Below are 26,992 nucleotides of genomic sequence, written 5' to 3'. Positions count from 1 at the left end.
TGCACCACATTCGATCATGTTCTACACTGATAAAAAATTGCCTGCAGTCGACATGATCAAAAAAATCCCCTCCGAAGCAATACGCGTTGGCATGTTTATCCATGATCTGAATGTGGACTGGATGAATCATCCCTTCGTGCGCAATAAATTTCTGATCAGCGATGACAACGCGATCGCCCAGATCGCTGCCACCGGCGTGCGCGAGGTCTACATCGACACCAGTCGTGGGCTGGACATGCCTGACGCGCCGACGGTGGAAGAAGTTAACGCCGAACTCGATGCGCAATTGATCAAGATTGCCGAAGCGCCATCGCCAATCATCAAGGTATCGTTTGCACAGGAAATGGGGCGCGCACAGAAAATTCATGGCCAGGCGACCAATGTCGTACGTATGGTGATGCGCGATGTCCGGCTGGGGCAGGCCATTGAGCTTGATGGCGTGGCGCAAGTGGTGGAAGACATTACCGATTCGGTACTGCGCAATAGCGGCGCGCTGCTGGGCTTGAGTGCGATTAAAAACAAGGATGAATACACTTTTTTGCATTCGGTAAGCGTGTGTACTTTGATGGTCACTTTTGCCCAGTCGATGGGAATGGACAAAGAGCTGATCCGGCTCGCGGGCGTCGGTGGCCTGCTGCACGATACCGGCAAAATGAAAGTCCCCAACGAGATTCTGAACAAGCCCGGCCGCCTCACCGAAGCCGAATTTGCCATTATGCGTACGCACCCGGAGGAAGGCTGGCAAATTTTGCGGCAGATCGATGGCCTGGAAGACATTCCGCTCGATATTACCCTGCATCATCATGAACGCATGGATGGCACGGGTTATCCGCACCGCCTGCCGGGTGAGCAGATTAGCCAGATGGCGCAAATGGCGGCCGTGGTGGATGTGTATGACGCGATTACGTCGGATCGCTGCTACCACAAAGGCATGCCCGCCCCGGAAGGGCTGCGCAAATTATGGGAATGGAGCAAGTTTCATTTCAACCCCGAGCTGGTACAGGCATTTATGCGCACGATCGGTATTTATCCGGTGGGCACGCTGGTCAGGCTTGAATCAGGCCGTCTGGCGGTGGTGATCGAACAGAATGAAGCGGCCATGCTGCAGCCCATCGTCAAAGCGGTTTTTAGTACCAAATCAAACGCCTATATCACGCCACAAATTATCGACCTAGCCAGGCCGATGGGAAAAGGCGGGGCCGACAAAATTGTCGGGCATGAAAACCCGCAAAAATGGCAAATCAACACCGCGCGCTTTTTGCTTGAATCAGGATAGAGCGCACTCATCGGCATGACTGTGGTATCGGATTTTTATTGAATCATCTTTCAGCTCAGGGCTTTAGCATGCAGGATATGAACAGAAAACGGATTTTGATCATTGATCGTGATGTACGTTTGAGTGCCAACCTCGCTCAGGCCTTGCAGCATCTGGGAGAGATCAAGCAACTGGCGCTGGCCGAGGGCGTTTTGCCGCAGGTGTTGGCGGATGCGCCAGACATTGTGGTGCTTGATACCAATACGCCAACCATGGCTGATTTTGACCTGTGCCAGCAAATTCTGGAGTCCTTGCCTGATACGCGGATTGTTTTTCTGGCGGCAGAGGATTCGGCAGAAAACCGTGATCTGGCTTACTCGGTGGGCGCTGACGATTTTATTGTCAAGCCTGCGCATCTGGCTTCGATTGCTTTCAAAATCGAGCGGCTGTGCTCGGTAATTACCGATGCATCGCGCTTGAAGCAGTCGCTCCAGGAAGCGACCAATATTGCCATGATGGCGATTTCTAATAGTGGTGAAATGGGCGGCGTGATTGATTTCATGAAGCGCACCAGTGATTGCCACGATATCGAAGCCCTGCTTAAAGCGCTGGTTTCCAATTGCGCTGGCCATTTCCAGCTCAAGGTTTCAGCGCAAATCCGGACCGAAACCGAGCAGAAGACTTTGAATAGCGAAGGTCGCTCCAGTCCGCTGGAGGCCGAATTGCTGCTTAGCCTGAAAGAAGGCGAGCGGATTTACCAATACGGCAGCCGCATGATTATCAACTATCCCAAAGTGACTTTACAGATCAAGGATCTGAACTGGGAAAACGGTGATTATATTGGCCGGATTCGCGACCATATCGCCATTATGGTCGAGGCTGCCGATCACCGTGTTGATGGCATTGTGCTTGAGCAAAGAATGGCAGCGCAGAGCCGGAAGATTCGCGAGTCGCTGGCGGCCATTGCCGATGTAGTCAGGCAGGTTGAAAAAGATTACAAATACCAGCAAACGGCTTCGCACGAGCTGTTTGATAATCTGCGTACCCAGTTTTCAGCGTCTCTGGTGGGCTTTGGTTTGACCGACGCGCAGGAAAATGAGTTGGCTTTTATGATCGAAGCCAGCGCCCTGTATGCCGACAATCTGTTTGAAGCCGGCTTTAGCCTGGATGAGAAGTTTTCCGGCGTGATTTCGGTATTAAACGAGTTAGTGATTGAAGACACCGAGCTGGCATCGCTGCGCCCATCCGATCTGGATGACTCGGTGATTCTCTTCTGATATTGATCTATTGAGGGAAAATATCATGTTCGCAGCCGCAGAACTGGGGCATGCTCTGAGCAAGGAGCAATATAAGACCGCCGCTGATACGCTGCGGCAGAAGTTGCTGAATATGCAGTTCCAGCTCAAAGAGCGTGGTGATTTTCCCCTGATTGTTCTGCTCGGCGGCGTGCCAACTGCCGGGCGCGGGCAGGTGGCCAATCTCTTGCTCGAATGGATGGACCCCCGGCATATTGCGACGCATGCTTTTTCTGCTCCCAATGATGAAGAACGTGCCCGTCCGCCTTATTGGCGTTATTGGCGTGTTTTGCCGCCTAAAGGCAAAATGGCGATTCTGTTTGGTGGCTGGTATAGCGGGCCGATGTGGGAGCAACTGACCTCGAACCCCGATTCGGTGAGCTATGAGCATGAAGTCGGCAAAATCATTCGCCTGGAAAAAATGCTCTCGGATGAAGGCGCGCTAATCCTGAAATTCTGGTTGCACTTACCTAAAGAGCAATTAAAAAAACGCCTGAAAAAGCTGGCCAATGATCCGCGCACGGCATGGCGTTTTGACGACTCTGATCTGTGGTTTCTGGATCATTATGATGAAGTGATGGCTTCGCAACAGGATTTGCTGTTGCGTACCAATCTGGCCGATGCGCCCTGGCGGGTTATTGAAAGCACCGATGAGCGCTACCGTAATATCACGATTGCAACGCATATTGTCGAAGCTATTGGCCATCATCTGGAGCGCGAATCAGTACGGCAAAAAAGGGTTGATGCTGCACCATTGATGCCGTCGATTGATGGTGTTCGCCTGTTGGACAAATTGGTACTCGATACCGATCTGGATAAGGCGCACTACAGCGAGCAGCTGGAAGTGCTGCAAGGGCGCTTGAATGGCCTGACGCGCCATCCCGATTTCAAGCAGCATTCGGTTGTTTGTGTGTTTGAAGGCATGGATGCGGCGGGCAAAGGTGGGGCGATTCGCCGGATTACTGCGGCACTTGATGCCCGGCAGTATCGTACCGTGCCGATTGCAGCACCGACCGAAGAGGAGCGAGCGCAACCTTATTTGTGGCGTTTCTGGCGGCATTTGCCACCGCACGGGCAGATTACGCTGTTTGATCGCTCCTGGTATGGGCGTGTGCTGGTCGAGCGTGTCGAAGGTTTTGCCAGCCGTGCCGACTGGATGCGGGCGTATGGTGAAATCAACGATTTCGAAGCACAAATCAGCACTGCCAATGTGATTGTGGTGAAGTTCTGGCTGGCGATCAGCAATGAAGAGCAATTGCGCCGCTTTAAAGAGCGCGAGGCCATCGAATACAAGCGGTTTAAAATTACCGATGAAGATTGGCGTAACCGGGAAAAATGGGATGCGTATATCGAGGCAGGTAGCGATCTGATCGAGCGTACCAGCACCCAGGTTGCGCCCTGGCATCTGGTCGGCGCCAATAATAAATACCATGCGCGGCTTGAAGTGCTACGGCATCTGTGCGAGCGCATCGAGGCGGCGCTGGCGGCCACTGCCAAAAAACGCAAGAACAATGCTAAGTAAATAATGGCACTGCACACTTTGCGGCGATAACTCTCCTTTTGTGCGGCTTCAACGTTAAAATAGAGGCCAGACAGGGAGAGTAATGTGGCCGATTGGAGTATCTGGAAAACGCTGGAAGATTGGCGGAACAAGCGACACGAGCTTGATCCCATCTTTGCCCGTGCTGGCGTTGCCCCCGAACTGGAATCGTTGGCGAACCGTCTGGCCACCGATCTGCGTCGTGTTCCGCCGACCAAACCCCTGATGTCGGGCGATAGCAGCCGCGACGACAAGGAAATGGCGGCTTATTACGAAGCCTACTTCAGGCATTATGACGAAGCCTTGTACAAGGCTGAAACGCTGGTTCGTATGCCTTGGGTGCCCGAGGCAGCGCCCACTGGCCGTGCCGTGCTGGCCGAAGTGGAGCGTATCCGCAAAGAAATGCGTACCCACCCCGGTACGCATCCGCCATTCGAGCCGCTGGATCAGCTGATTCAGCAATATATCCGCCTTGACGATCCGGACTTGAAAATCCCTGCCGAGTTGATGAGTGCCCGGCGGCAGATGTTGATTGAAATTGCCGGTTATCCTTTGACCGTGCAGCATTCGATCAAAGATCCTTATGATGACTCGGTGCCGCCCTTGTCGAGTGAGGATTTTTGTACACAGCTGCACGACAAAATGCAGCAATATCTGGAACAGGATTGGCTGCATTGCCGCGTTGTCACCCAGTGGTACATCAGTCTGGCCTTGGATGCTGCGCTGGCGCGCAAAAAGCGCGACGCGGGCGATGATAGCCGTATCCGTTCCATGCTCAAGCGCCGCTGGCCGACGATGTCGGTGCTGTTTCCGGAGATCGAACACATCGATCAGGTCTGGTATCTGGGTTTGTCGATGGGGGCGATTGCCTGTTTGCTGATGGAGCTCTGGCTGCTGGCGGTGCCCTTGATCCTCTGGCTGAATCTGTCGCTGGGGGGGCATCGGCGTGAGCGCAAGGAAATGGAAGCCAGGCGTGCGCAACTGGCGTCCCGTGCGCAAAGCCTCAAAACCGTGCGCGATCGCTTTTCGCACAATCAGCTACCGCTGGAGCGGCTTGCGCCGATGTTGCGCCAGCTGGATGAAAAAGGTGAATATTTTGACGACCGGGTTTTTGCCCTATTGAATCTGCATCAATTTGCTGCTTAGGGGTATATGGCTGTAGCTATTTTTGGTATTGCCCTTTACGCATATACCCTAGGTGGTCTGGCCGTCCACAAACATCAGTAGCTGCCCACTATGCATTGCGATCCAGTTTTCATTATCGGTCAGTGGTTCGGTGGCAATCATCGCCACTCTATCGTTGGGGGTTGTTTCTCGGGAAAAATCCACCGCCAGATCGGTATCGCTTAAATGAGCGTGGCTAAATGGCGCTTGCCGTACCAGATAGTGCAGCTTGGTGCTGCAGTGGGCAAAGAGCGCTTGGCCGTTGGAGAGCAGAAAATTGAAAGTCCCTAGTTGCGCCAGCTCGGCGCTCAAGCCCGCAATTGCCTCGCGTAGCGTGAGCAAGTCGGGCTGGGTCGAAAAGCGCAGCGCCAGCTGATTGAGCAAATAACAAAATGCCAGCTCGCTATCGGTGCTGCCGACCGGCAAAAAGCGGCTGTTTTCCAGCGTGGGTAGTGTATTTAAATTGCCGTTATGTGCAAAAATCCAGTGTTGTCCCCATAGCTCGCGGCCAAAAGGATGGGTATTGGCCAGATTGATCTGCCCTTGTGTCGCTTTGCGGATATGGGCGATCACATTTTTGCTTTTGATCGGATAGGCCCGCACCAGATCGGCCACCGGGCTGGAGATTGACGGGAGGTAATCCAGAAACAGCCGGCAGCCCTGATCTTCGAAAAAGGCAATCCCCCAGCCGTCGGAATGCTCATCGGTTAGCCCGCCACGACGCCGGAAACCTTCAAAGGAAAAAATAATATCGGTAGGGGTATTGCAATTCATGCCGAGTAATTGGCACATGGTCTATAACCTATTGATTTTGAAACGTTATGGCGTAAAATAAAGCAGGGTGCTCTGGATGATGATTTCCTGTGTCTTGTAGGAAATATCCGTGAGCATTGGCAGGTGATGCCCATGCTAAATAGTATATCTGGCCGCACAGATTTTTACTCGCGCTACGGCGGCGCAGACGCAATTTATGGCCGTGGTTCAATCACGCAGTCTGCTGGTTTGTCATCCCAATTGCTGGATCGCATCTACCAGCTCAGCGCGGTGGACAGGCTGGGCGCATCCAGTCTGCGGCTGAATAATTCCGATTCGTTCAATCGTTTATCAACTGACTTTCAGCAAAAACGCGCCGATAGCACCTCGGTCACGCTCTCCACGCCCGCTAGAGTCCAGTCGGCGATGAGTAATTTGAATGCCGAGCTGAAAACACTGGCCGCACCCGCAGCGCGAAATCCATTACAAGCCAGCTCGAGTGCACCCGATATTCTGAAGGCTCAGGCCATTGGCGGCGGCGAGCCCCGTGCGCTGCAAAACGTGCGGATTGAGCAATTGGCGCAAGGGCAGTTAAGCCAGAGTGGCAATTTGGCCAATAAGGATGAATTGGTCGGGCAGGGACGGTTGACTATTCAGTTTGGCGCGCTGGGCGCAGGCGGTACATCGCAACGTGAAGAGTCACGCATCACGATTGACGTTGCCGCCAGCGATACGCTGGGTGATGTAGCAAGGAAAATCAGCCAGGCTCAGCCGGGTTTGAAGGCGAGTGCCATTGAAGACGCTGCAGGCGCACGCTTGCAGCTGGAGAGTGCGGCGTTGGGCGCGGCACAGGCGTTCACCATTACCGCCCAGACCAATCAGGGGGCTACTGCAACGGGTAATCTGGCCACGCTGGCGATTGATAGCAATCAGGCGGCAGCCGCCAGCCGGGTTGCACAGGATGCGCGCGTGCAGATTGATGGCCGGGAAATCCGCAGTACCAGCAATCGTGTGCGCGATAGCGCCAGCAATTTGCAGCTGGATTTGTTGCAGACCGGCGAGGCGAATGTCACGCTAAACCGCGATGCCGCGCAGTTGGGCAAGAATATTTCCCAGCTGATAGGGCGGGTCAATCAGGCGCGGGAGCAATTAAACGCGGTCAATGCTGCAGAAAATGGTGCTGGTGCATCGGGTCTGGCGCGGCGTGAAATCAACCGGCTGGAGGGGGTGCTGAATAATCTGGCCACAGGCCTGGGCAATGAGCGTTTGTCGCTGAATGATCTTGGCATTACGACGGCGCAGGATGGCAAGCTGGTGGTGAATGAAACTCGGCTGAGCCAGCAGGCCTTAGCGAGGACTGATGCGGTTAACCAGCTCTTTAACGACGCTGTAGATCAATTGGGGGGCAGTGTGTCCAGCTCTCAACAAGAACTGGCAGTACTGAATAGCCCATTGCAAATATTACGCAGCAATACGGCTAGCCAAACCGCTACTTCGCTGCTGGGTAGGGCTGGTTTTTCCTTGCTGCAATCGGGCGAGTCGGGATTTAGTTGGCGTGGAATGTATGGGGTATCACAGTATCTTCAGGTAGCCCAATTCCGATAAGGTGTTCAGCCATATACATACGGTGGTAATAAAAAAGCCCGCAATGAAGCGGGCTTTTTTATGAGTAAACGCTAAGCTTATTCGCTAGCCAATGCGCCTGCGCCGATAAAGAAGCCCACGTCAACGTGCAAGATTTCGCCAGTCATGCCAGAGGCCAAGTCAGAGAGCAGGAAGGCTGTGACATTGCCGACTTCTTCTTGCGTGACATTGCGCTTGGCTGGGGTAGCATCGGCGGCACCTTTCAGCAATTTGCCGAAGTTGGCAATGCCTGCAGCCGCCAAAGTCTTGATCGGGCCAGCCGACACGCCGTTCACACGAATTTCTTTGCTGGTGCCCAAGGAAGCGGCCATGTAACGTACATTCGCTTCTAGGCTGGCTTTGGCCAGACCCATCACGTTGTAGTTTGGAATGGCGCGCTCTGCGCCCAGATACGACATCGTGACCAGTGAAGCACGTTCATTCAGCATTGGACGCGCAGCTTTGGCCAAGGCGGCAAAGCTGTACGAGCTGATGTCGTGTGCAATCGCAAAGTTTTCACGTGTTACCGCGTCAAGGTAATCACCTTTAAGCGCATCGCGTGGTGCAAAGCCAATTGAATGAACCAAGCCGTCAAAGCTTGGCCAGTGTTTGGCCAGCTCGACAAACAAATCACCAATCTGCTCATCGCTGGCCACATCACATGGCAGCACAATGCTGGAGTTGAAGTGAGACGCCAGCTTGACTACGCGATCTTTCAAGTCTTCGCCGACATAAGTAAATGCCAGCTCAGCGCCTTCGCGGTGACAGGCTTGCGCAATGCCATAGGCGATTGAGCGATCAGACAGAAGACCAGTAATCAAAATCTTTTTATTAGCGAGAAACCCCATGGGGCATAGTCCTCGAATATCAACAATCGGGCGATTATAAGCTTAAATATCAATTCATGGCATAAGGGAGTGCCAAGTTGTGCAGCAATGGTCCATTTGCATCGCCTAGATGAAGGCCGTGCTCAAGGCTGGCAATCTGGGCAACGACCAGTAATTCCATGCCGCCTTGCGGTGCCGGGGCTGCCAGCATGATTTTGCCACTGGGTTGACCATTCATTTCTGCACTAAATACATCCTGTCCTGCGGCGGCGTCGAGGCTGTCAACGTGCATGCGGTAGGTGCGGCGTTTGAGTTTGCCTAGGTATTGAGTTCGGGCCACAATTTCCTGACCCGGATAGCAACCTTTGGTAAAGCTCACGCCGCCAATCAGCTCAAGATTTGCCATTTGCGGTACAAATTCCTCCTGAGTTGCTGCCGTGATCCATGGTGATCCGGCCTGGATTTCGCTCAGACGCCAGATCGGTTCGCCCGCGGGTTGGACACCTGCGGCCACTAGCCTATTCCAGATGGCCTCAGTCTGATTTTGTTCGAGCAAGATCTGATAGTGCTCATTGGGTAGGCCGATGAGCTGGACGCCATCTTGCTCAATCAGCTGCATTGACTCGGGAGCCTGGCCGAATACTTGAATCATGGTGGATTTAGCGTGTTTGCCAGCTACGCCCAGCAAGCCCAGCTCGCTGCTGGCATCGCTGGCTTTGGTTTTGCTGCGCAAAATAAACATTGACAAGCGCTTCTGAATGGCTGGCTGGATTTCGGCGGCGATTTGCAACAGATAATCATCGCCGCGGCGGATGACATAAAAGCTCGCTTGCATGCGGCCTTTGGGCGTTGAGTAGCTCGAAAATTGAATCTGGTCGCGTTGCAAGGCGCGAATATCGCTAGATAGCTGTCCTTGCAAGAAAGGCTGGGATTCTTCCCCGCTAAAGCGGATCAAGCCAAACTGGCTCAGTGGACAAATCACAGTGTGTTCTGTGTAGGCTTGCAGCTCGGCGGCCGGATTGCCAAACGAGGTGATGATTGCCGGGTTTGTCGCTGAAAATATTGCGCCCATCGAAGCGAGCCAAGTCATATTGAGGCCTTCCTGTTTGGAAATATAAAGTGCGCTCAATCTTATCACGCTCCGCGTTGTGAGACGCGGCAGCGAGATTATTCGCCCGAGCTGGCAGGCTGGGTTTCTGGCTGAACCGTTTCAGTGGTTGGGGCTGCTTCGTTTGAAGGGCGATAAGCGCCGCCGCTGCGTAGCTCTGGTGCATCTAAAGCACCACTCACTTGCAGCTGATTGCTGGCTGTGACAGCGCCTGCCGCTAGTTGCGAGGCAATATTGCCGCTAATTTTGTTGTCACGGATAACAATATCCCCTCGCGAGCGGAATTTGCCCGCATCCAGTGAGAGCTGACGTAACTGGACACTTTGGTGGCTGATTGCAATAGCCCCGGACAGGGTGTTGAAATTGGTTTGCCCTCCTCTGCTTTGCACGCTAGGGCTTTGAGATTTCAATGGTGTAACCAAGTCAAAATTGCTGAGCATGCCGTCTTGGATAATAAAGCGGCCACTGATTTGTGGTTGCTTAAATAAAGTATTGTAGTTTGCCGCCTGATAGCGAAATTGTGCATCGGCGTTCATCCTGCCGCTGGCGCGGGTGACATTGCTGAATACTTTAATAAATGGTTCTGCCTGGATGTTCTTGCTAAACAGCTGCCCAGCCAGGTTCCAGCCCTGATCCCATTTGAGTACGGCATTGCCCGTGACCAAGCCACCGTACAAATCTGCCCGGATGTCTGCTATCTCTATGCCTTCACGGTTGGCTGTGCCAATGAGCTTGAGGTATTCAAACTGTACCGGATAAGCAAATGGCAGTTGCCATCCTTTAGCGTTCAATTGCACTTTGAATGCATCACCTTCTGCTGGCTGCACTTGCAATTCTGCGCGGCCTTGATCGGAGGTAATCAGTAGATCATCAATACTGCCATCGGCTTTGAAGCGCAATTGTCCATCAACTGGCCCAATTAATCCCTTTTCCAGCTTGACTGAGGTGTCTGCCAGATTGATCCTGCCTATTTTTAGCCCAGAGCCTGCCTTGGGCAGCAAGCGGTTGGGGAGGTCAATGGCAAATGCACGGGAAAACTGGGCTTTTGCTAGGGTGATATCGCGGATGGAGTCGCCTAGGTTGAGTATATTGTATGTGCTTAGCGGAATTGAAATCTGGCCAATGCTGGCAGTATCGCTCGTATCAAGGACGACATTCGATAGAATAAATTCAGGCTGCGGGCTGTAATTGAATGATATTTCTCCGATCTGCGCTTTGGTATTCGACAGCATGGAAAGCTTTGATTCCACATCGATTTTGAAGATTGAGTATGGAAAAAAAAGCGGGGCTGCAGCAACAACGCCCGTGCTTGCTAGAAAGCCGATCAGAATATTTTTAGACATGAGTTTTATTTTCGTCGATAAATTTATACGGTTTTTCTTGACGGAACAGCTAGGGGCGTCTATTATACGCCCCATACCGCTTCCCCGATAGCTCAGTTGGTAGAGCAACGGACTGTTAATCCGTGTGTCCCTGGTTCGAGCCCAGGTCGGGGAGCCAAAGTTACCATATTTAAGTTTTTAATTCTTACTAACTTAAATGATTTGATTGTAAAGATCAATTCCCCGATAGCTCAGTTGGTAGAGCAACGGACTGTTAATCCGTGTGTCCCTGGTTCGAGCCCAGGTCGGGGAGCCAAATAAAAAGGCTAGCTGTCAAGCTAGCCTTTTTTCTTTTCCACAGCAAACTATTCTTTTTTGTACTTTGCTGTTGTCGCGATTATGCTAACTCCTATTTTATATCTGCTGTGATGGAGTTGAGTATGTCGGATGATGCCGTAGCTGCTACGCCTTCCCCTGTTGATGAACCGCCGCAATCCCGCCCTAATTTATTGGTGCAATATCGTCTTCATCTGATTATTGCGGCAGTAGTGATCTCTTTGCTTTTTTCTTTGCTCGCCGGCGTTGCTATTGGCATGGCCAAGCGCCATTTTGAGAAAAAATTCTATCTGGAGCAGATCGGGAAGCTCAAAGATAGCCTTTCCGGTGTTTTGGAGCGCAATGAAGAACTGGATAAAGAGCTGAAAGAACTTAAAATCGATCTGCGTGCCAAGCAGGATCATGTTTCGGATCTGGAAAGCAAAATAAAAAGTCTGGAGCGCAAGGCCGAATCGGTGGAGAAAAGCACTCCGGCTGCCGCAGGTCAAAGTGAGTCCGAAGTGGCAGGTTCGGGGGATGCTGGGGTTGATTATCTGCGTTTGAAGGCTGGAGATTGTGTGGTTGATGGTAGCTCGGCAGCAACGGCGACAAAATGGCGTGAATGTTTGCAAAAAGCCAAAAAATCACCCGGAGCAGCCCATTAGGCGCACGCCGTACCCTGTGAGATGTGCCAATAGCGAGCTTGGATGCTTTATATTTTTATAAATACTGTTTGATATCAACTTCATCGATTTGCTCGGGTTTCATATAGCGCCGGGCGTATTGCAGATAGACGCCTGAGCGCAAAAACAGCGAGAAAAGGTCAGCATCAATATGCTGGCCTTTTTTCATTTCAGCCATGATCCGGATAGTTTCCGAGAGCTGTTTTCCTTTTTTATAAGGTCTGTCCACGGCAGTGAGTGCTTCAAAAATATCGGCGATGGCCATCATGCGCGCCGGGATGCTCATTTCATCGCGAAGCAGGCGTTTGGGGTAGCCTGTCCCGTTCATTTTTTCATGGTGTCCACCGGCGATCTCGGGAACGCGCGATAGATGTCGGGGGAAGGGGAGTTTTTCCAGCATGATAATGGTCTGGATGATGTGCTCATTGATCTTATAGCGCTCCTCTTCCGATAGCGTGCCGCGGGTGACGCATAAATTGTAAAGCTCGCCCCGGTTATAGAGATATTCGGGCACTTTGACTTTGAAACCCCAAGGGTTACTTGCTGGCATTTGCTCTTTGGTACTACGAGTAATCAAGTGCTCGGCTTTGTCGGCCAATAATGGCTCCAGCGTTGGCAGGGCTGGTTCCGGGCTGCGTTCTTTGCGCTCTTTTTCTTCGTGGGCGATGCCGATCCGGTCTGATAGGGTACGCAGCCAGGTTTTGCCGGCGATTTGCTGCAGGCGGCAGATTTTTTCCGCAGCCATATATTCGCCCCCTTCATTGCACGCGGCAACGAAGGCAAAATCTTCATCCAGGCTGGTCAATTGTGCATCGCGTTGGGCTGCAAGGCTGTTTTCTTCACCGCCTGCCGAGAGGGCCTGCCAGTATTCAATGATTGCGTCTCTTTTTAAAACTTCAAAGCGCATGCGAATTTCGTGGATACGGTCGTACAAAGTTTCCAGCTTGCTGGCCTTGTCGACGACGTATTCTGGCGTTGTTACCTTGCCACAGTCGTGTAGCCATGCGGCGATATGCAGTTCTTCCCATTCATTTTCATTCAACTCAAAAGTCGCATACGGACCTTCTTTTTGTTCGCAAGCCGCTTGGGCCAGCATTTTGGTTAATTCGGGAACCCGTTGGCAGTGGCCGCCGGTATAGGCACTTTTGGCGTCAATCGCCCCGGCAATCAGCTGGATAAAGGCTTCAAGCAGCGTTTTTTGCTCCAGAATCAGGCGCTGATTTTCAATGGCGACGGCAGCGTTGCCAGAAATGGCCTCAATCAAGGCTTGTCGCCCGGTATCCACTTTGCCGTTTGGAAGCAGCAGGAGAATAACGCCGACCAGTGTTTTGTTGCGATCTTTCAGTGGAACAGTAATAGCTGTATTGGTGCTGTTCAGCTCAGGGTGCGAGCCAAGCAGTTGCTGTAATGTTGCTGGCGCCAGCTGATCAATTACGGTGCCGTTGCGGGCGGCCCGGGCGATCACGGTTTCATCGTGATCAAGCATTATCAGTGCTTGCTCGCCCATATCAAGCTGGCTGCCATCCATCACGGCCAATTTGGCCTTGAGTAATTGAGGATTGGTTTCTGGCAGATAAATCGCCCCTCCTTTGGCACCGGCGATATCCGAGAGCTCGTTAAGCACGCGTTCAAGCAGGCGTTCAAAGTTGGTCTCGGAAGCCAGGCTGGTGGATAAATCCAGAAATGAATTGATTGTTGATTTCATATTGTTCATGGCATGCGCTAGGTCCAGTACCTCGGTAATGCGCGACTTCATTTCAATGGGGGACTCAAAATCAAATTGTTCTATTTTTTGTGCTTCTTCACTCAGCTCTTTCAATGGCTGTGATGCCATGCGCGAAAATTTGAGCGCTGCCACCAGGCCAGCTAATAGCAAGATGGTAAAAATCAACATGGCCTGATTACGCGATGCGGTGACCGTTTCGAGCAACTCGGCCCGGGGCGATGTAATCAGCAAGCGTAGTGGAGAGCCACCGGGAATATCGATCCGGGCAATATAGCCTTGCCATTCTTCGCCATGAATATCCAGCGGAGCTGGGTGCTGGCTGTAGTTGGCTTCAGCTGCCAGCAGGGCTTTGAGTTCGCGCGCATCCTGATTGCTGACGGTGGGCAGTGACATGCTGCCGTCGGCATTTTTGCGCAGTTTGGGGATGCCGCTAATTGATTGCCCCAGCTGCCAACACAAGATTTCTTCTTGCGGGTTGATCAGTGCTAGGCGGCTATTGGGCGTGATTTTTTGCTGCAGCGCTTGCTGGATGCGCGTCATCTGGATATCCATCGCCACGACTGCTTTTTCACCTGCTGCTTTTTTTGAATAGCTCAAGCCGACTGTTTCGCTGGTCGCAAAATAATACGGATCAGTGGCAATTGCGCTATCGGGGGATTGCCAGCCGCTGACATACCACGGACGCGGGCGGGGGTCGAACTGGTAGTCTGGATCGATGCGGCGTTCCAGCTCATTGAGCTGCCCGTCGTAGTAGCGATATTCGCCCTGCATGATATTGCCCCGCAGGTTGACGCTCTGAATCACCCAGCTCGTTTTGGCGGGTGGATTGAGCTTTTGTCTGAGCAGTGGGCTTTCCTGCCATTTTCTGACCATAAAAAACTCGCCACTCTCATACCCTATGTAGGTAGAGATCGCTGGCTCAATACTATCAAGGGCTGTAGTTAGATACCTCAGGCTTTCTACGCGTTCTTCCAGCGTGCTGGCTCGTGTGATGCGATGATGGGCAAAAATTTCGACAAATGTTTTGGTCGGCTGATAAACGCCGAGCACGCTGGTGGCGGCCATTTTGCCGATCATTTCATAGCGCTGGTTGGTCGCATCCAGTGCTTCCTTGCTCATTTTGCCAAACAACACGATGCCCACCAGCAGTGCAAAAGCCAATATCAGGCCGATGAACAGGTAGGAAATATGCAAGTGCAGGGGAATATTGCGATTGCTGAATGGCATGATGGTGACCGCTAAGGTGTATGCCAAATCAGTATAGAAACAAAAAAGCCCGCACAAGGCGGGCTTTGGGGCAAATGGTTGCAGAGCCGGAAATTACAGCACTTTCGCGATCGAATCCGCTACGTAGTCGATGTTGTTCACGTTCAGCGCCGCCAGGCAGATGCGGCCAGTTGATACGGCGTAAATGCCGTATTCTGCGCGCAGTTTTTCAACTTGATCAGCAGTTAGGCCAGTGTATGAGAACATGCCGCGCTGTTGCGTTACGAATGAGAAGTCTTGCGCCACGCCGCGCGCAGCCAGTTTTTCTACCAAACCAGAGCGCATTGCGCGGATGCGAACACGCATGCCGCCGAGTTCTTCTTCCCACATTGCGCGCAATTCCGGGCTCGCCAACACTGCAGCAACGACTGCGCCGCCGTGGATCGGTGGGTTAGAGTAGTTGGTGCGGATGACGCGTTTCAGCTGGCTCAATACGCGGCCAGATTCTTCTTTGCTTGAAGTGATGATTGACAGCGCACCTACGCGTTCGCCGTACAAAGAGAAGCTTTTTGAGAACGAGCTAGAGATAAAGAATTGCAGGCCAGACGCTGCGAATGCTTTAACCGCCACTGAGTCAGCATCGATGCCTTCAGCAAAACCTTGGTAAGCCATATCGAGGAATGGCACCAGACCACGCTCGCGGCATGCTTCAACCACTTCGCCCCATTGTGCGTCAGACATATCCGCGCCAGTTGGGTTGTGGCAGCAAGCGTGCAGAATGATGACCGAGCCCGCTTCCAGACCCAGCAAAAAGGCTTTCATTGCAGCGAAATCAACGCCGCGAGTGCTTGCGTCGTAGTATGGATAATCGCCTACTTTGAAGCCAGCCGATTCAAAAATCGCGCGGTGGTTTTCCCAGCTTGGGTTGCTGATGTAAACGGTTGCATTCGGGTTCAGGCGTTGCAGGAAGTCGCCGCCGATTTTCAGTGCGCCGGTGCCGCCCAGAGCTTGAGCCGTTACAACGCGACCCGCAGCGATCAATTCGCTCTCTGCGCCGAACAGCAGGTTTTGCACGCCGGCGTTGTAAGCTGGGTTGCCTTCAATGGCTTGGTAGCCGCGGGGTGGCTGAGCTGCCAGACGCGCTTTTTCCGCTTCTTTCACCGCGGCGAGCAAAGGAATCTTGCCTTCGTCGTTGTAGTAAACGCCTACGCCCAAATTCACTTTGGTGCTGCGGGTGTCGGCATTAAACGCTTCGTTCAGGCCCAGAATCGGGTCGCGAGGTGCCATTTCTACGGCGGCGAAAATCGAGGATGTCATCCTATGCTCCATCAATTGAGTGTATCCGGGCAAAGGCCTGTGCATGCGGTTGCCGCGGTTTGGGGAAAAGATCGGCGTCGATTTTAGCACGACTGCGCACCTTACGCTGCAGTCCGTTTTTGCGTCGCAGCTTGATGGCTCAAGCGCGTATTGGCATGATTTTAACTAGGGGGTATGGGCTTGTAGGTATTGTTAATCATTGCCTAGGTAGATATACCATTGAGGGTATTTTGAGGCGCTGGCATTCGCCAGCGCCCCGGGCTGACTTTAATTACGCGCTAAACTTGAAACCCTGCGCCATTGCGGTCGGAGCCACTTCGGGAAAGTAAATGCTTTGATAAACTTGGGCGGTATTTTCTGACCAGATTTTACCGTCGTCACGCCCGATGCTTTGCCAGAATTGCGCCAGCGTTTCATCATAAGCGTCAATATGCTGGCGCAAATCGGCGCTTTGATACTGTTCGTGGTGCACAAAACTGGCCCGTGGTAGGCGTGGTTTTAGCGGGCTATCGTGCTGGATATGGCCCAGTGCGAGCCCGGCAATCGGGAATGTTTTGGCCGGCAGTTGCAGCAAATCAATTATGGCTTGTGGATGACGTCGAATACCCCCGATCGGTACGACGCCCAAACCGGCTGAGCGCGCCGCAGTCATCAGATTGCCCAGGGCAATACCGGCATCGACTGCGCCAACGGCAAAACCTTCGACACTTTCATGAATCAGCTGCGTCTTGCCCGCTTTGGCGAGCGCCTGCTCGGTTTTATAAAAGTCGATTACCACGGTGAGAAAAACTGGCGCTTGTGCAATCCACGGCTGGCCACCGGCAATCTCGGCAATTTGCGCGCGGCGGGCGGCGTCTTGCGTGACCACCAGCGAAACTTGTTGCCCATTGATCGACGTTGGGCCTTTGTAGGCGGCATCCAGAATGGCGTCCAGTGTTGCAGCGCTGATTGTTTGGTCTTGAAAGCTGCGGATGCTGCGATGCTGGTGCATCAGCTTGAGAGTGTCGTTCATGATGATTTCCAGTGGCTTGAATTGATAGTGGCGATTTTATTAGACCAGTCGTCTAGTTTGCAAGTGTAAAAAAACCACATCATCAGCTTGACGATGTGGTTGCAGTTTTAAACGCTACGCCGTGAAAAATCGCGAGGGCGGAAACCCAGTAATCCCAGCGTTGCAAAGTAGGCCACGACGCCGACTAAGACCAGGCCAGCAAGGCGTAATAGCCGCATCAGCATATTGCCTTGTGACCAATCGGGCATCCATTGCATCAAGCCAAAGAGTGCGGCGGCCATGATACCCACAGCGATTAGCAGTTTAAACATGAAAATCAGCCAGCCTGCCTGGGGGGTAAAGATTTGCTGCTTGCGTAGCTGATAAAACAGCAAGCCCGCATTGGTCAGCGCACCCAGACTAATGGCCAATGCCAAACCGGCGTGTTTGAAGTGACCGATCAACAATAGATTAAATAGCTGCGTGACCGCCAGCGTAAATAGCGCGATTTTGACTGGTGTTTTAATGTTTTGCCGCGCATAAAAGCCGGGCGCGAGAATCTTGATCAGAATTAGCCCAACCAGACCGACGGCATAGGCACTCAAGGCTTGTTGCGTCATGGCCGCATCGTGGGCGGTAAATTTGCCGTACTGAAACATCGCCACAGTCAGCGGTTCGGCAATCAGCGCCAGTGCGACTGCGGAAGGAATTGCCAGTAGCAGCGCCAGACGCAAACCCCAGTCGAGCAGACGAGAATATTCGGCGGTATCGTCGTTGGCGTAGGTTTTGGAAAGCGACGGTAGCAAAATGGTACCTAAAGCCACACCGAGCAAGCCAGTGGGAAACTCCATCAAACGATCGGCGTAGTACATCCACGATACCGAACCGGAAATCAGGAAGGAGGCAAAAATAGTATTAATAATCAGTGAAATCTGGCTGACTGAAACGCCCAGAATAGCTGGCCCCATCTGCTTGATCACGCGCCACATTCCGACGTTTTGAAAGTTGAGTTTTGGCCGGGACAGCATGCCGATTTTGCGCAAATGCGGCAGCTGGTAAGCCAATTGCGCCACGCCGCCGACGACGACGGCAACGGCCATCGCCATAATCGGCGGATCAAAGTAGGGGGTTAAAAATAGCGCAAAAATAATGAATGAAACATTCAGCAATGTAGGCACAAAGGCTGGAACCGAAAATTTATTCCACGTATTAAGTACTGCGCCAGCCAAGGACGAGAGCGAAATCAGCAAGATGTACGGAAAGGTAATGCGCAGCAGATCAGTGGTCAGCGCAAATTTGTCGGGGTTTCTGGCAAAGCCCGGCGCAGAAATCCAGATCACCGATGGTGCGGCAATGACGCCAATCACGGTGACGATGGCCAGAATCAGTGTCAGCATACCGGACACGTCAGCGATGAATTCGCGCGCAGCCTCATCGCCCTGCTTGTTTTTATATTCAGCCAGTATTGGCACGAAAGCCTGGCTGAATGCGCCCTCGGCAAAGATACGCCTTAAAAGATTGGGCAATTTGAACGCAACATTGAATGCATCGGTTGCCACGCTTGCGCCAAAAATCCGCGCCATGATGGCATCGCGCGCAAAGCCCAGCACCCGTGAAACCAAGGTCATTGAGCTGACAGCTGCCACTGCTTTTAATAAATTCATCGTGTTTCCTCACCCTATGGGGGCGAATGATACGCCGCTCTTGCGCTTGCCGTGAAGAACGAATAAAATCGTCGGCTTTCTAGGGTTGTGTGTGCTGCCGAAAGTCCGTGTCTCCGGCCAAGCAGTAGACCCGTTACACCTACTAGGAGCATTACAACATGGCAAATACAGCACAAGCACGCAAACGCGCTCGTCAAGCTACCGCAGCACGTGAACACAATGGCGCTCAGCGTTCAGAGTTTCGCACTGCAGTTAAAAAGGTACTGAAAGCGATCGCAGCTGGCGACAAAGCTGCAGCAGCTACTGTTTACCAGCAAGCGGTTAGCACGATCGACCGTATCGCTGACAAAAAGATTTTCCACAAAAACAAGGCTGCTCGTCATAAGAGCCGCCTGGCTGCTGCTATCAAAGCAATGGCTTAAGTTTTTGCCCGAATCGCAAAAAAGCCCACTTTTTAGTGGGCTTTTTTGTCGCCTGTCGCCTGCGGAGCCATGGATTCTGATGCGAGGCAGGTCTCGGCATAGCCGAGCCCTAGATGATTAGGCTGTTTGATTCGCAGGCTGATGTTTTATACCCACTCCCCCCGCCCTCTCCCTGAGAGGGAGCCTCGCTGCGCGAGTGGGTGTTTCATAGAAACTCGCTTGTTGCGTAGGAATTGAAAAACTTGTATCTGAGGTCTTTGATATTTCAATTAATGCGGATGCGAGAGGCGAAAGCTTTCCATGATGCGCCAGTAAGACGCTTCTTCCAGAATAAATACTCGACCATCAGGCGCTTCGTGCGGGGCGATGTCGATCATAATGCGGACAAAACGTCCTACATCCTGCCAGAGTGCAGCGGCCATGCGTTCAACAAACCAGTCGGCACTCTCGCCGGGCTTGAGCGCTGCTTCGTGGCGCACTTCAAGCAATAGAACACCATCGCCCAAGGGCTGTTTGCGCACCCATGATGGCATGCACCAGATGCGGCGGATCGTGGCTAGCGCCACTTCGGCTTCGGGGGGCGAGAGTGGAGACAAGCCAATTTGTAAGCGGTAGGTGCTAGCCATCGGATTGACCTTGATCGAGAGGACAATGTCGCAAGAATGCTTGTTTTTTACACGCCATGCCGGGTAATGTCTAGTGATATTGCACAAGTAGCGCCGCTGATTCACACGTTTTGCGGCTCATTATGCTAGGCTAGTTAATACGTTTAAAGCATAGACTGAATCTTATGAACGAGAATACCGAGCTGGTCAGCCGTCCTAAAATTCTGGTTGTTGATGATTCTCGGATCGTGCGGGCAACCATCAAGAAACATCTTTCCGAAATGTATGATCTGGTCGAAGAGGCCGACGGTGAAGCAGGCTGGCGTCGCCTGATGAGTGACGACAGCATTAATCTGCTGCTGTCCGACCTGACGATGCCCGAGCTGGATGGGCTGGGTTTGCTCGCGCGCGTTCGTGCTTCGGGTGAGCCACGCTTGCATTTTTTGCCGGTGATTATTATTTCCGGTGAAGAAGATGAGGCGACCAAATTGCGCTGTGTGGAGTGCGGCGCGAATGATTTTGTGACCAAATCTACCGATAAAACCGAAATGCAGGCGCGAGTGAAGGCCAATCTTGAGCTGGCAGAAACCCGGCGTGAGCTGGCCGAATCGCGCTCGGTGCAGGTACAAACCAGCACCACGGACGCGCTCACCGGCGTGGGCAGCTCGCACTTGCTCAATCTGCAGCTGGAGCAGGCGATGGCGTTTGCCCTGCGGCACAATAGCGAAGTGACCGTCATGCTGCTGGAGGTGAACCACGGCCAGGCTTTGCAGCAAAAACTGGGCGAGCGGGTGTATGGTCAACTGCTGGGCATGCTGGCCAAGCTGATCGAAGCCCGTTTGCGCAAAGAAGACACGCTGGCACATTTGAATGATTCGATGTTTGCCGTGGTCTCGCCAGCCACGCCGCTGATTGAGGCTAGGGTGGTCGCCGAGCGCTTGCGCCAGACGATTGCCAATGCGCGGGTTAATTTCCGCAGCGAGCAATTGCGCGTTACCTCATCGGTCGCGGTGGCCAATTCATGGCATGACGATGTGCATTCGGCCGAGCGAATTCTGGCGGTGCTGCAAGATCGCCTGTTTGCGCAGCCGATGGATAATCATGTCTTTATGCCTGATGCGGCCAGTGTGCAGGTGCCGACGCCGCTGATTTCCGAGGCGCTGGTGATGTTGCATAAAGGGCGCGAAGAAGAACTGCGCCCGCATCTGGCTGCGTTGATGAATAATCTCAAACCCTTGTTGGCGCTGGCCAATCAGGATTTGAATCTGGGCTGGGATTTATCCGCCCTTGATGCGTTGCAGCAATAGCGAGGCAAGACCAAAGTCTTCACGCTCTCTTGCTTGCGCAGCAGGCATGATGACAAACCCGGCACGATGAGGCCGGGTTTGTGTTTTTAGCTATTCAGTTCTGCATTGTTTTGCTTGGGGTATTGCTCTGTAGATTTGATTGATATTGGCTTTGCTGCATATACCTTTCCAGTTTCAATCGGATTGGGAATGCGTCGCTCAATAAACAGCGCGTTGCCGCTTTCGCGCTTGGCCATGCTCTTGGCGCTGCTGGCGATGCTGGCCACTTCATGGTGACTTTTATACCACTTGGCCACGATATGCGCCGCGCCCAGCGAGAGCGATACCAGCGGGTGGGCTTGCAATTGCCCCTGCCGATTAGGAGCAACATAGCTGCCGCTTTGTCTATCCTCTTCATTAAAGAACGCCGCAATCCGCAGTTTGAAATCGGCCAGCAATTGCTCGCAGCGTTGTTGCCAATCCGGGCTGCGCAGCAGCAGGATAAAGTCATCCCCGCCAATATGGCCGACAAAATCGAGCCCGGCGTCAAAATGATCCTGCATTAATTGCCCTAGGCACTGCAGTAATTCGTCACCACGCGCGTAGCCATATACGTCGTTATAGGGTTTGAAATGATCCAGATCGGCGTAGACCACGGTAAAGTCGTGCTGCGCGGCCAGCAGCTGGCTCATGGCGTCCTGAATCGGCACATTGCCCGGCAAGCCGGTCAGCGGGTTGGCGTGGCGCGCGGCAGCCAGCTGCAGCTCGGTCATGGCGCGAATCAGGTCGCGCCCGGTGCCCATGCCCAGATACCGCCCCTCCTCGGTAATGATAAAACCGTCGTCCAGCTGGCGGCGCTCGCACGAAGTCATCAGCCGCGCCAGCTCGGTCAGGCTCATGGCGTGCTCAACAATCAGGGGCTGGGCGTCCATATGCAGGCTGCAGCTGCGCCCGCCAAACAGCTCCCGGCTATAGGGGCGGGCAAACAGCTCGAAAATGGCATTGCGTTTGATCAGCCCGATGGCCTTGTTCTGCTCGACTACCGGCAGGGCCAGCAGCTCGGGCTGGGAGCGAAAGCGTTGCCACACCACGTCATGGCTATCGTGCGGTGACACCGCACTCACTTCCTGTAGCAACGATAGCGCGGTGGTGCTGGCCTGCTCGCTGCTGTAATCGAGAGGCAGGCGCGGCAGCTTTAGTGCGGTATCGGGCTGCACTGCCGGACGGCCAAGCAGAAAACCCTGCGCCAGCTTGATGCCGGTGCGGTTGACCACTTTCAGCTCTCCACGCGTTTCAATCCCCTCGGCGATCACCGTGGTGTGGGTATTGAGTGCAATTTGCTGGATTGAGCGGACAAATTGCCGCTTTTGCGCGTCCTGATCAATCCCGTGGATAAAATATTTGTCGATTTTGACAAAATCCGGCTTGAGTTCCGACCACAGCCTGAGCCCGGAAAAGCCCTCGCCTAGGTCGTCCAGCGCAATCTTGAAGCCCATTTGCCGGTAATGCGCCACCGCACGCGATAGCAGGGCGTAATCACGAATCGCCTGGCTTTCGGTTAGCTCGATCACTATGCGCTGCGGCGCTAGGCCCAGCTCAGCCAGATAATCGAGCGTGGCGGCGGCACGCAAATCGGCCTCTATCAGGCTGCCGGGACACACATTCAGAAACAGGCGACCGGGCAGCTGGCGCTCGACAAAGGCGCGCAAAATTGTTTTGCAGCAAGCCTGGTCCAGCTCAGCCAGCAGGCCACATCGTTCGGCGGCTTGAAACAGCTGTATCGGCGAATGCAGCGGGTGATGTTCTGGCCCCCGTATCAAGCCTTCAAAGCCAAAAGCCTGCCCTTCGCTCAGCGCGGCAATAGGCTGGAATAGGGCGCTCAGTGCTTGCGTCTGGATGATGCTCAGCACTTGCTCGGCTTGCTGTTCGGGAAGATTTTCGGATGGCATACCAGTATGTCGGTGGTGCGATAAGTCTTGTAAGGTATCAGTGCAAGATTGCATTTATGTTACGGCAAGATGAAAAGTCGCTACCTGTGGTGGCTGTAGGCGACTTAAGTATTTAGTTTGCAAAAGAAAATTGCGCATGAAAAAAGCCGCCCGGAATGGGGGCGGCCTGTGTCTTGTTACAAACCAGTCTGTTTAAGGAGCAGGCCAAACATTTTGGCGCAAGGCCAGCTCGTCGTGCACTTGTCGAAAGGCGGTGAAGCCAAAGAGAGTGCAAGTAGTGCAACCAAGCGACCCAAGAAAGTGCAGGCACTTTGGTCTGGCGATTTACAGGCTAAAACGCTGCGTGATCGGCATACGCCAGTCTTTACCGAACGAGCGCTCGGTAATCCGTGGCCCCACCGGCGCTTGGCGGCGCTTGTATTCGTTGATTTTCAGTAGCCGCACCACTTTATTCACATCGGCCTCAGCGTAGCCGCGGGCGATAATGTCGGCGATGCTGAGGTTTTCTTCCACATAGGCGGCCAAAATCGCATCGAGCACCTCGTATTCCGGCAGGCTATCTTGGTCTTTCTGGTCGGGGCGCAGCTCGGCTGACGGTGGGCGCGTGATAATGCGCTCGGGGATGGGGGCGGGTTGACCGTTGGCGATCGCTTGCTGATTGCGCCAGTTCGACAGGCGATACACCATCGTTTTGGCGACGTCTTTGAGCACCGCAAAGCCGCCGGCCATATCGCCGTACAGCGTCGCGTAGCCCGTCGTCATTTCGGATTTATTACCAGTCGTTAAAACCAATTTTCCAGTTTTATTGGATAGAGACATCAGCAGCATACCCCGGATACGGCTCTGCAGATTCTCTTCGGTCGTGTCCATTTCGCGGCCAGCAAATTCATCGGCCAGACCCGCCATCATGGCTTCGTACATAGGCCAGATTTCGATTTCGGAATATTTGCAGCCCAGAATATCAATCATCGCGCGCGAGTCGGTGACTGAAATATCGGCGGTATAGCGCGACGGCATCATCACCGCGTGGCAACGCTCGGCGCCAAGCGCATCGACGGCAATCGCCAGCGTCAGCGCCGAATCAATCCCGCCCGACAGCCCCAATAAAATACCGGGGAAGCGGTTTTTGCCGATATAGTCCTTCACGCCCTGCACCAGCGCGCCGTAAATGCTTTCTTCTATGGGGGGATCGGCTGCTATGTCAGACTGAGCAAGGTCTCCATTGATATACTCGCAGCAGGTAATCTGATTGCTAAACGCCGGTAATTGCAGCGCCAGCTCGCCCGATTTATTGAGCGCGAATGAATGGCCATCGAACACCAGCTCGTCCTGGCCGCCGACCAAGTTGCAATACACCAGCGGAATGCCGTTTTCTTCAACGCGTTGGCGCGCCACTTCGCGGCGGGTTTCCTGCTTGGCCTGATGGAAAGGCGAGGCGTTGAGCACCAGCAAAATCTCTGCGCCTTCATCGCGTGCGGCGGCGGCGGGCTCGGTATCCCAGATGTCTTCGCAAATCGCGATGCCAACCTGCACGCCGTTCTGCTCGAAAACAAAGGGCGAAAAACCGGGCGTAAAGTAGCGAACTTCGTCGAAAACCGCATTATTAGGCAGCAGCAATTTATCGTAGCGACCCAGCACATTGCCGTCGCGAATCACGCTGGCCGAGTTGAATACTTCATCGCCCGCTACGCCGCTGGGGTGGCCGACGATCAGCGTAATGCCGTCGAGCTCGTCGATAAAGCGCGCCAGCATCTGTTTGCATTGCTTGAGAAAAGCCGGACGCAGCAGCAGATCTTCCGGTGGATAGCCGGTTAGCGCCAGCTCTGGCGTGAGCAAAATATCAGCACCGGCAGCGATTGCTTCGCGGGCTGCAGCGAAAATCAGCTCGGTATTACCGGCAAGGTCACCAACAATCGGGTTGATCTGGGCGAGGGCGATTTTCATGGCGGCATTCACGCAAAGATAAAACCGCCATTTTACCCCAGAATGACGTTGTGGCAGCGGCTCTGGCTGATGGCAGCGTAGGCACGGGCTGACCCGGCTCAACAATCCCGCGCTTTGTCTGTGGGCAAGATCACCTTCGGGGGATTAGTGCTGCGCTGCGGCGAGTCGGCACGGTACAATGCGAACCGATTGATTTCCCGATATTTTTTGCCATGAGCCAGCCAAAAATCGCGCATTACCAGTTGCAATCCCGCCTTGGGCAAGGCGCGATGGGCGTGGTCTTTCGTGCGCGGGACGAAAGGCTGGAGCGCGATGTGGCGCTCAAGCTGGTACAGGTCAATCTGGCGAGCCATGAAGCGGCCGATTATGCCGCGCGGCTGCTGCAGGAGGCCCGCTCGGCGGCGCGGCTCAATCACCCCGGCATTATCACCGTTTATGATTGTGGCCAGTGGCGCAACAAGCCGTATCTGGCCATGGAGCTGGTGCAAGGCGTTACGCTCAAGGACATGCTGGAAAAGCGCGGCCCTTTGTCGATCCGACAAGTGATCAGCATTGCGCGCCAGATGTTTGCCGCGCTGGGGCACGCGCACCGGCATAAAGTCATTCACCGCGACATCAAGCCTGCCAATCTGATGCTAACCCGCGAGGGGCGGCTTAAAATCACCGATTTTGGCATTGCCCAGATGCCAGCCAGTGATCTGACGCGTACCGGCACCGTACTGGGCTCGCCACGCTATATGTCGCCCGAGCAGCTGGCGGGCAAGAAACTCGACGGCCGTGCCGATCTGTATTCGGCGGGCGTCGTGCTGTATCAATGCCTGACGGGCAATGCGCCGTTTGACGGCGAAACCACGATGAATATCGTGTATCAGGTTTTGCACAGCAATCCGCCACCGCCGCACGAGTTGCGAGCCGAAGTGCCACGGGCCTTGTCCGAGCTGATTATGCGCTGTCTGGCGCGCCACCCCGAAGCGCGTTTTGCCCATGCCGACGAGGCGCTGGCGGCCTTGCTGGCGGGGGCCAATGGCCCGGTGAGTGAGGCTAGGCTGGCGGATGAGTCCACGCTGACTCTCGAGGGAGGGATAGGCGGATCACAGCCCGATTCTGCTTCGCCAGCAGCTTCACCCTCTTCCCCTGTTCTGCCCTGGCTGGTGCAAACCGGTAACTTGCTAGCCTGGCTCTGGCAGCATGGGGTGCGGCTAACGGCCTGGCTGGCTCGCTGGTGCTGGCGTGCCAGCCAGACGATGGCCGCGCTAATGCAACGCTGGACACCGCTGCTGTGGGCCAGATTACAGCGTGGCTGGCAGTGGATGAAGCCCCGATTGCAGAGCACCGCGCTGGCTGGCAAACAGCACTTTATGGCCTTGCCGCGCGTCGCTCAGGTCGTGGTTTCGCTAACCAGTCTGGGCGCTGTGCTCTGGCTGGTCTGGCCGCAGTCAGATCAGCTACAAATCGAATTTGCCCAGACGCAGATTAGCGTCGAGGGCGAGGCGGTTGAGCCAGTCAGGCAATGGATAGCGCAGGGCGCTGATTTGCAGATGGAGCAGCAAGAGCGTGCGCAAACGCTGGCAAAAATGGCTGCCGATGGCTTGAATGAGATCGCCCAGGCCAGCGCTCCGCCGCAATGGCAGGAGCAGGCTCCTGTCGAAGCAACCGCGCAGCCGCCGGGCGAGCGTAGCAGCACGCAAAAAGTTGCAACCCGACCGGCCCAGCCACCCGCCGCCGATACTCCGCCTACACTAGATGACGAGGGCGGCCTATCCGGCATTGGCAGCCATCTGAGCAAGGCGGGCGAGCAATTGGGCACTGGTGTTAAAGGCGTCTTTGACTGTATTCGCGGCCGCGCAGTGTGCCCAACTGCTGCGCCCATGCCTGAACATCGAGGCGCACGTTAGAATCTAGTTGGCACGTGCTTTGCTGCTTTGATCTGATCAATTTCATTTGATCAATAATGTTGAATCTTTGGCCGACGATTAGGATTTTGGATCTAAATCCTA

The 26,992-nt window shown here is 53.9% G+C and carries 20 protein-coding genes and 2 tRNA genes; 11 read left to right on the top strand and 11 right to left on the bottom strand.

Features of this window, described 5'->3' with window-relative positions; genetic code table 11:
* Window positions 1–52: 52 nt before the first annotated feature.
* The 4 genes from ABHF33_RS04955 to ABHF33_RS04940 all read left to right on the top strand — a co-directional run bounded on the left by ABHF33_RS04955 (window position 53) and on the right by ABHF33_RS04940 (window position 5,236).
* Window positions 53–1,276 (top strand): HD-GYP domain-containing protein, encoded by a 1,224-nt coding sequence (locus tag ABHF33_RS04955; protein ID WP_348945908.1) that lies wholly within the window; start codon window positions 53–55, stop codon window positions 1,274–1,276.
* A 77-nt stretch (window positions 1,277–1,353) separates the two neighbouring features.
* Complete coding sequence (locus ABHF33_RS04950; protein ID WP_348945907.1) at window positions 1,354–2,532, top strand: response regulator transcription factor; 1,179 nt, start codon at window positions 1,354–1,356, stop codon at window positions 2,530–2,532.
* Between the two features lie 25 nt (window positions 2,533–2,557).
* On the top strand, window positions 2,558–4,072 hold the full coding sequence (gene pap, locus ABHF33_RS04945; protein ID WP_348945906.1) for a polyphosphate:AMP phosphotransferase: 1,515 nt from the start codon (window positions 2,558–2,560) through the stop codon (window positions 4,070–4,072).
* An 84-nt stretch (window positions 4,073–4,156) separates the two neighbouring features.
* Window positions 4,157–5,236 carry a hypothetical protein gene (locus tag ABHF33_RS04940; protein WP_348945905.1) on the top strand — a complete coding sequence of 360 codons (1,080 nt, stop codon included), beginning with the start codon at window positions 4,157–4,159 and terminating at the stop codon, window positions 5,234–5,236.
* Between the two features lie 48 nt (window positions 5,237–5,284).
* Here ABHF33_RS04940 and ABHF33_RS04935 read toward each other — a convergent pair whose 3' ends face one another.
* Window positions 5,285–6,046 (bottom strand): class II glutamine amidotransferase, encoded by a 762-nt coding sequence (locus tag ABHF33_RS04935; protein ID WP_348945904.1) that lies wholly within the window; start codon window positions 6,044–6,046, stop codon window positions 5,285–5,287.
* A gap of 114 nt (window positions 6,047–6,160) precedes the next feature.
* On the opposite strand from ABHF33_RS04935, the gene fliD reads away from it, so the two are divergent.
* Window positions 6,161–7,612 carry a flagellar filament capping protein FliD gene (gene fliD / locus ABHF33_RS04930; RefSeq protein ID WP_348945903.1) on the top strand — a complete coding sequence of 484 codons (1,452 nt, stop codon included), beginning with the start codon at window positions 6,161–6,163 and terminating at the stop codon, window positions 7,610–7,612.
* A gap of 77 nt (window positions 7,613–7,689) precedes the next feature.
* Here the strand turns inward: fliD and ABHF33_RS04925 are convergent, their stop codons facing one another.
* The 3 genes from ABHF33_RS04925 to ABHF33_RS04915 form a co-directional block, all read right to left on the bottom strand.
* Window positions 7,690–8,478, bottom strand: coding sequence for an enoyl-ACP reductase FabI (locus tag ABHF33_RS04925; RefSeq protein ID WP_348945902.1), 789 nt, complete (start codon window positions 8,476–8,478; stop codon window positions 7,690–7,692).
* A gap of 49 nt (window positions 8,479–8,527) precedes the next feature.
* Window positions 8,528–9,547: a YgfZ/GcvT domain-containing protein gene (locus ABHF33_RS04920; protein ID WP_348945901.1), complete on the bottom strand. Its 1,020-nt coding sequence runs from the start codon at window positions 9,545–9,547 to the stop codon at window positions 8,528–8,530.
* Between the two features lie 77 nt (window positions 9,548–9,624).
* A complete protein-coding gene (locus tag ABHF33_RS04915) occupies window positions 9,625–11,016 on the bottom strand; it encodes a hypothetical protein (protein ID WP_348945900.1) in 1,392 nt (463 codons plus the stop codon).
* Between ABHF33_RS04915 and ABHF33_RS04910 the strand changes: the two genes are divergently transcribed.
* The 3 genes from ABHF33_RS04910 (at window position 10,990) to ABHF33_RS04900 (ending at window position 11,867) form a co-directional block, all read left to right on the top strand.
* Window positions 10,990–11,065, top strand: a tRNA-Asn gene (locus ABHF33_RS04910). The genes ABHF33_RS04915 and ABHF33_RS04910 overlap by 27 nt on opposite strands.
* A gap of 62 nt (window positions 11,066–11,127) precedes the next feature.
* Window positions 11,128–11,203: transfer RNA gene (locus ABHF33_RS04905), tRNA-Asn, on the top strand.
* Between the two features lie 124 nt (window positions 11,204–11,327).
* Window positions 11,328–11,867, top strand: coding sequence for a hypothetical protein (locus tag ABHF33_RS04900; protein WP_348945899.1), 540 nt, complete (start codon window positions 11,328–11,330; stop codon window positions 11,865–11,867).
* 55 nt (window positions 11,868–11,922) lie between these two features.
* Here the strand turns inward: ABHF33_RS04900 and ABHF33_RS04895 are convergent, their stop codons facing one another.
* From ABHF33_RS04895 to murJ, 4 genes are all read right to left on the bottom strand, one after another.
* A complete protein-coding gene (locus tag ABHF33_RS04895; RefSeq protein ID WP_348945898.1) occupies window positions 11,923–14,838 on the bottom strand; it encodes an HD domain-containing phosphohydrolase in 2,916 nt (971 codons plus the stop codon).
* Window positions 14,839–14,931: 93 nt separating this feature from the next.
* Window positions 14,932–16,134, bottom strand: coding sequence for an amino acid aminotransferase (locus ABHF33_RS04890; RefSeq protein ID WP_348945897.1), 1,203 nt, complete (start codon window positions 16,132–16,134; stop codon window positions 14,932–14,934).
* 271 nt (window positions 16,135–16,405) lie between these two features.
* Window positions 16,406–17,146: an NADPH-dependent oxidoreductase gene (locus tag ABHF33_RS04885; protein ID WP_348945896.1), complete on the bottom strand. Its 741-nt coding sequence runs from the start codon at window positions 17,144–17,146 to the stop codon at window positions 16,406–16,408.
* A 107-nt stretch (window positions 17,147–17,253) separates the two neighbouring features.
* Window positions 17,254–18,789 carry a murein biosynthesis integral membrane protein MurJ gene (murJ, locus tag ABHF33_RS04880; protein ID WP_348945895.1) on the bottom strand — a complete coding sequence of 512 codons (1,536 nt, stop codon included), beginning with the start codon at window positions 18,787–18,789 and terminating at the stop codon, window positions 17,254–17,256.
* 158 nt (window positions 18,790–18,947) lie between these two features.
* On the opposite strand from murJ, the gene rpsT reads away from it, so the two are divergent.
* The gene (rpsT, locus tag ABHF33_RS04875; protein WP_157669404.1) at window positions 18,948–19,211 is read left to right on the top strand and encodes a 30S ribosomal protein S20; all 264 of its coding nucleotides are present in this window, start codon (window positions 18,948–18,950) and stop codon (window positions 19,209–19,211) included.
* A gap of 269 nt (window positions 19,212–19,480) precedes the next feature.
* Here rpsT and ABHF33_RS04870 read toward each other — a convergent pair whose 3' ends face one another.
* Window positions 19,481–19,837, bottom strand: coding sequence for a hypothetical protein (locus tag ABHF33_RS04870; protein WP_348945894.1), 357 nt, complete (start codon window positions 19,835–19,837; stop codon window positions 19,481–19,483).
* A gap of 164 nt (window positions 19,838–20,001) precedes the next feature.
* Here ABHF33_RS04870 and ABHF33_RS04865 point away from each other — a divergent pair, with 164 nt between their 5' ends.
* Window positions 20,002–21,123: a GGDEF domain-containing response regulator gene (locus ABHF33_RS04865; protein ID WP_348945893.1), complete on the top strand. Its 1,122-nt coding sequence runs from the start codon at window positions 20,002–20,004 to the stop codon at window positions 21,121–21,123.
* 86 nt (window positions 21,124–21,209) lie between these two features.
* Here the strand turns inward: ABHF33_RS04865 and ABHF33_RS04860 are convergent, their stop codons facing one another.
* Both ABHF33_RS04860 and ABHF33_RS04855 read right to left on the bottom strand, forming a co-directional pair.
* Window positions 21,210–23,051, bottom strand: a complete 1,842-nt coding sequence (locus tag ABHF33_RS04860) for a GGDEF domain-containing protein (RefSeq protein WP_348945892.1) — start codon at window positions 23,049–23,051, stop codon at window positions 21,210–21,212.
* Window positions 23,052–23,375: 324 nt separating this feature from the next.
* Window positions 23,376–24,995 (bottom strand): NAD+ synthase, encoded by a 1,620-nt coding sequence (locus ABHF33_RS04855; protein ID WP_348945891.1) that lies wholly within the window; start codon window positions 24,993–24,995, stop codon window positions 23,376–23,378.
* A gap of 212 nt (window positions 24,996–25,207) precedes the next feature.
* Between ABHF33_RS04855 and ABHF33_RS04850 the strand changes: the two genes are divergently transcribed.
* Window positions 25,208–26,890 carry a serine/threonine-protein kinase gene (locus ABHF33_RS04850; protein WP_348945890.1) on the top strand — a complete coding sequence of 561 codons (1,683 nt, stop codon included), beginning with the start codon at window positions 25,208–25,210 and terminating at the stop codon, window positions 26,888–26,890.
* The last annotated feature ends 102 nt before the right edge of the window (window positions 26,891–26,992 follow it).

Source organism: Chitinibacter sp. FCG-7 (genome assembly GCF_040047665.1).
GTDB lineage: Bacteria > Pseudomonadota > Gammaproteobacteria > Burkholderiales > Chitinibacteraceae > Chitinibacter > Chitinibacter mangrovi.
Note: the sequence above shows the minus strand (reverse complement) of the source record. Positions and strands in the feature narration are given on the sequence as shown.

Coding starts and splice junctions, on each gene's coding strand:
- ABHF33_RS04850 (WP_348945890.1), top strand. CDS start 25,208: ATGAGCCAGCCAAAAATCGCGCATTACCAGTTGCAATCCCGCCTTGGG.
- pap (WP_348945906.1), top strand. CDS start 2,558: ATGTTCGCAGCCGCAGAACTGGGGCATGCTCTGAGCAAGGAGCAATAT.
- fliD (WP_348945903.1), top strand. CDS start 6,161: ATGCTAAATAGTATATCTGGCCGCACAGATTTTTACTCGCGCTACGGC.
- ABHF33_RS04895 (WP_348945898.1), bottom strand. CDS start 14,838: ATGCCATTCAGCAATCGCAATATTCCCCTGCACTTGCATATTTCCTAC.
- ABHF33_RS04890 (WP_348945897.1), bottom strand. CDS start 16,134: ATGACATCCTCGATTTTCGCCGCCGTAGAAATGGCACCTCGCGACCCG.
- ABHF33_RS04870 (WP_348945894.1), bottom strand. CDS start 19,837: ATGGCTAGCACCTACCGCTTACAAATTGGCTTGTCTCCACTCTCGCCC.
- murJ (WP_348945895.1), bottom strand. CDS start 18,789: ATGAATTTATTAAAAGCAGTGGCAGCTGTCAGCTCAATGACCTTGGTT.
- ABHF33_RS04950 (WP_348945907.1), top strand. CDS start 1,354: ATGAACAGAAAACGGATTTTGATCATTGATCGTGATGTACGTTTGAGT.
- ABHF33_RS04865 (WP_348945893.1), top strand. CDS start 20,002: ATGAACGAGAATACCGAGCTGGTCAGCCGTCCTAAAATTCTGGTTGTT.
- ABHF33_RS04860 (WP_348945892.1), bottom strand. CDS start 23,051: ATGCCATCCGAAAATCTTCCCGAACAGCAAGCCGAGCAAGTGCTGAGC.
- ABHF33_RS04885 (WP_348945896.1), bottom strand. CDS start 17,146: ATGAACGACACTCTCAAGCTGATGCACCAGCATCGCAGCATCCGCAGC.
- ABHF33_RS04925 (WP_348945902.1), bottom strand. CDS start 8,478: ATGGGGTTTCTCGCTAATAAAAAGATTTTGATTACTGGTCTTCTGTCT.
- ABHF33_RS04855 (WP_348945891.1), bottom strand. CDS start 24,995: ATGAAAATCGCCCTCGCCCAGATCAACCCGATTGTTGGTGACCTTGCC.
- ABHF33_RS04935 (WP_348945904.1), bottom strand. CDS start 6,046: ATGTGCCAATTACTCGGCATGAATTGCAATACCCCTACCGATATTATT.
- ABHF33_RS04920 (WP_348945901.1), bottom strand. CDS start 9,547: ATGACTTGGCTCGCTTCGATGGGCGCAATATTTTCAGCGACAAACCCG.
- rpsT (WP_157669404.1), top strand. CDS start 18,948: ATGGCAAATACAGCACAAGCACGCAAACGCGCTCGTCAAGCTACCGCA.
- ABHF33_RS04955 (WP_348945908.1), top strand. CDS start 53: ATGATCAAAAAAATCCCCTCCGAAGCAATACGCGTTGGCATGTTTATC.
- ABHF33_RS04900 (WP_348945899.1), top strand. CDS start 11,328: ATGTCGGATGATGCCGTAGCTGCTACGCCTTCCCCTGTTGATGAACCG.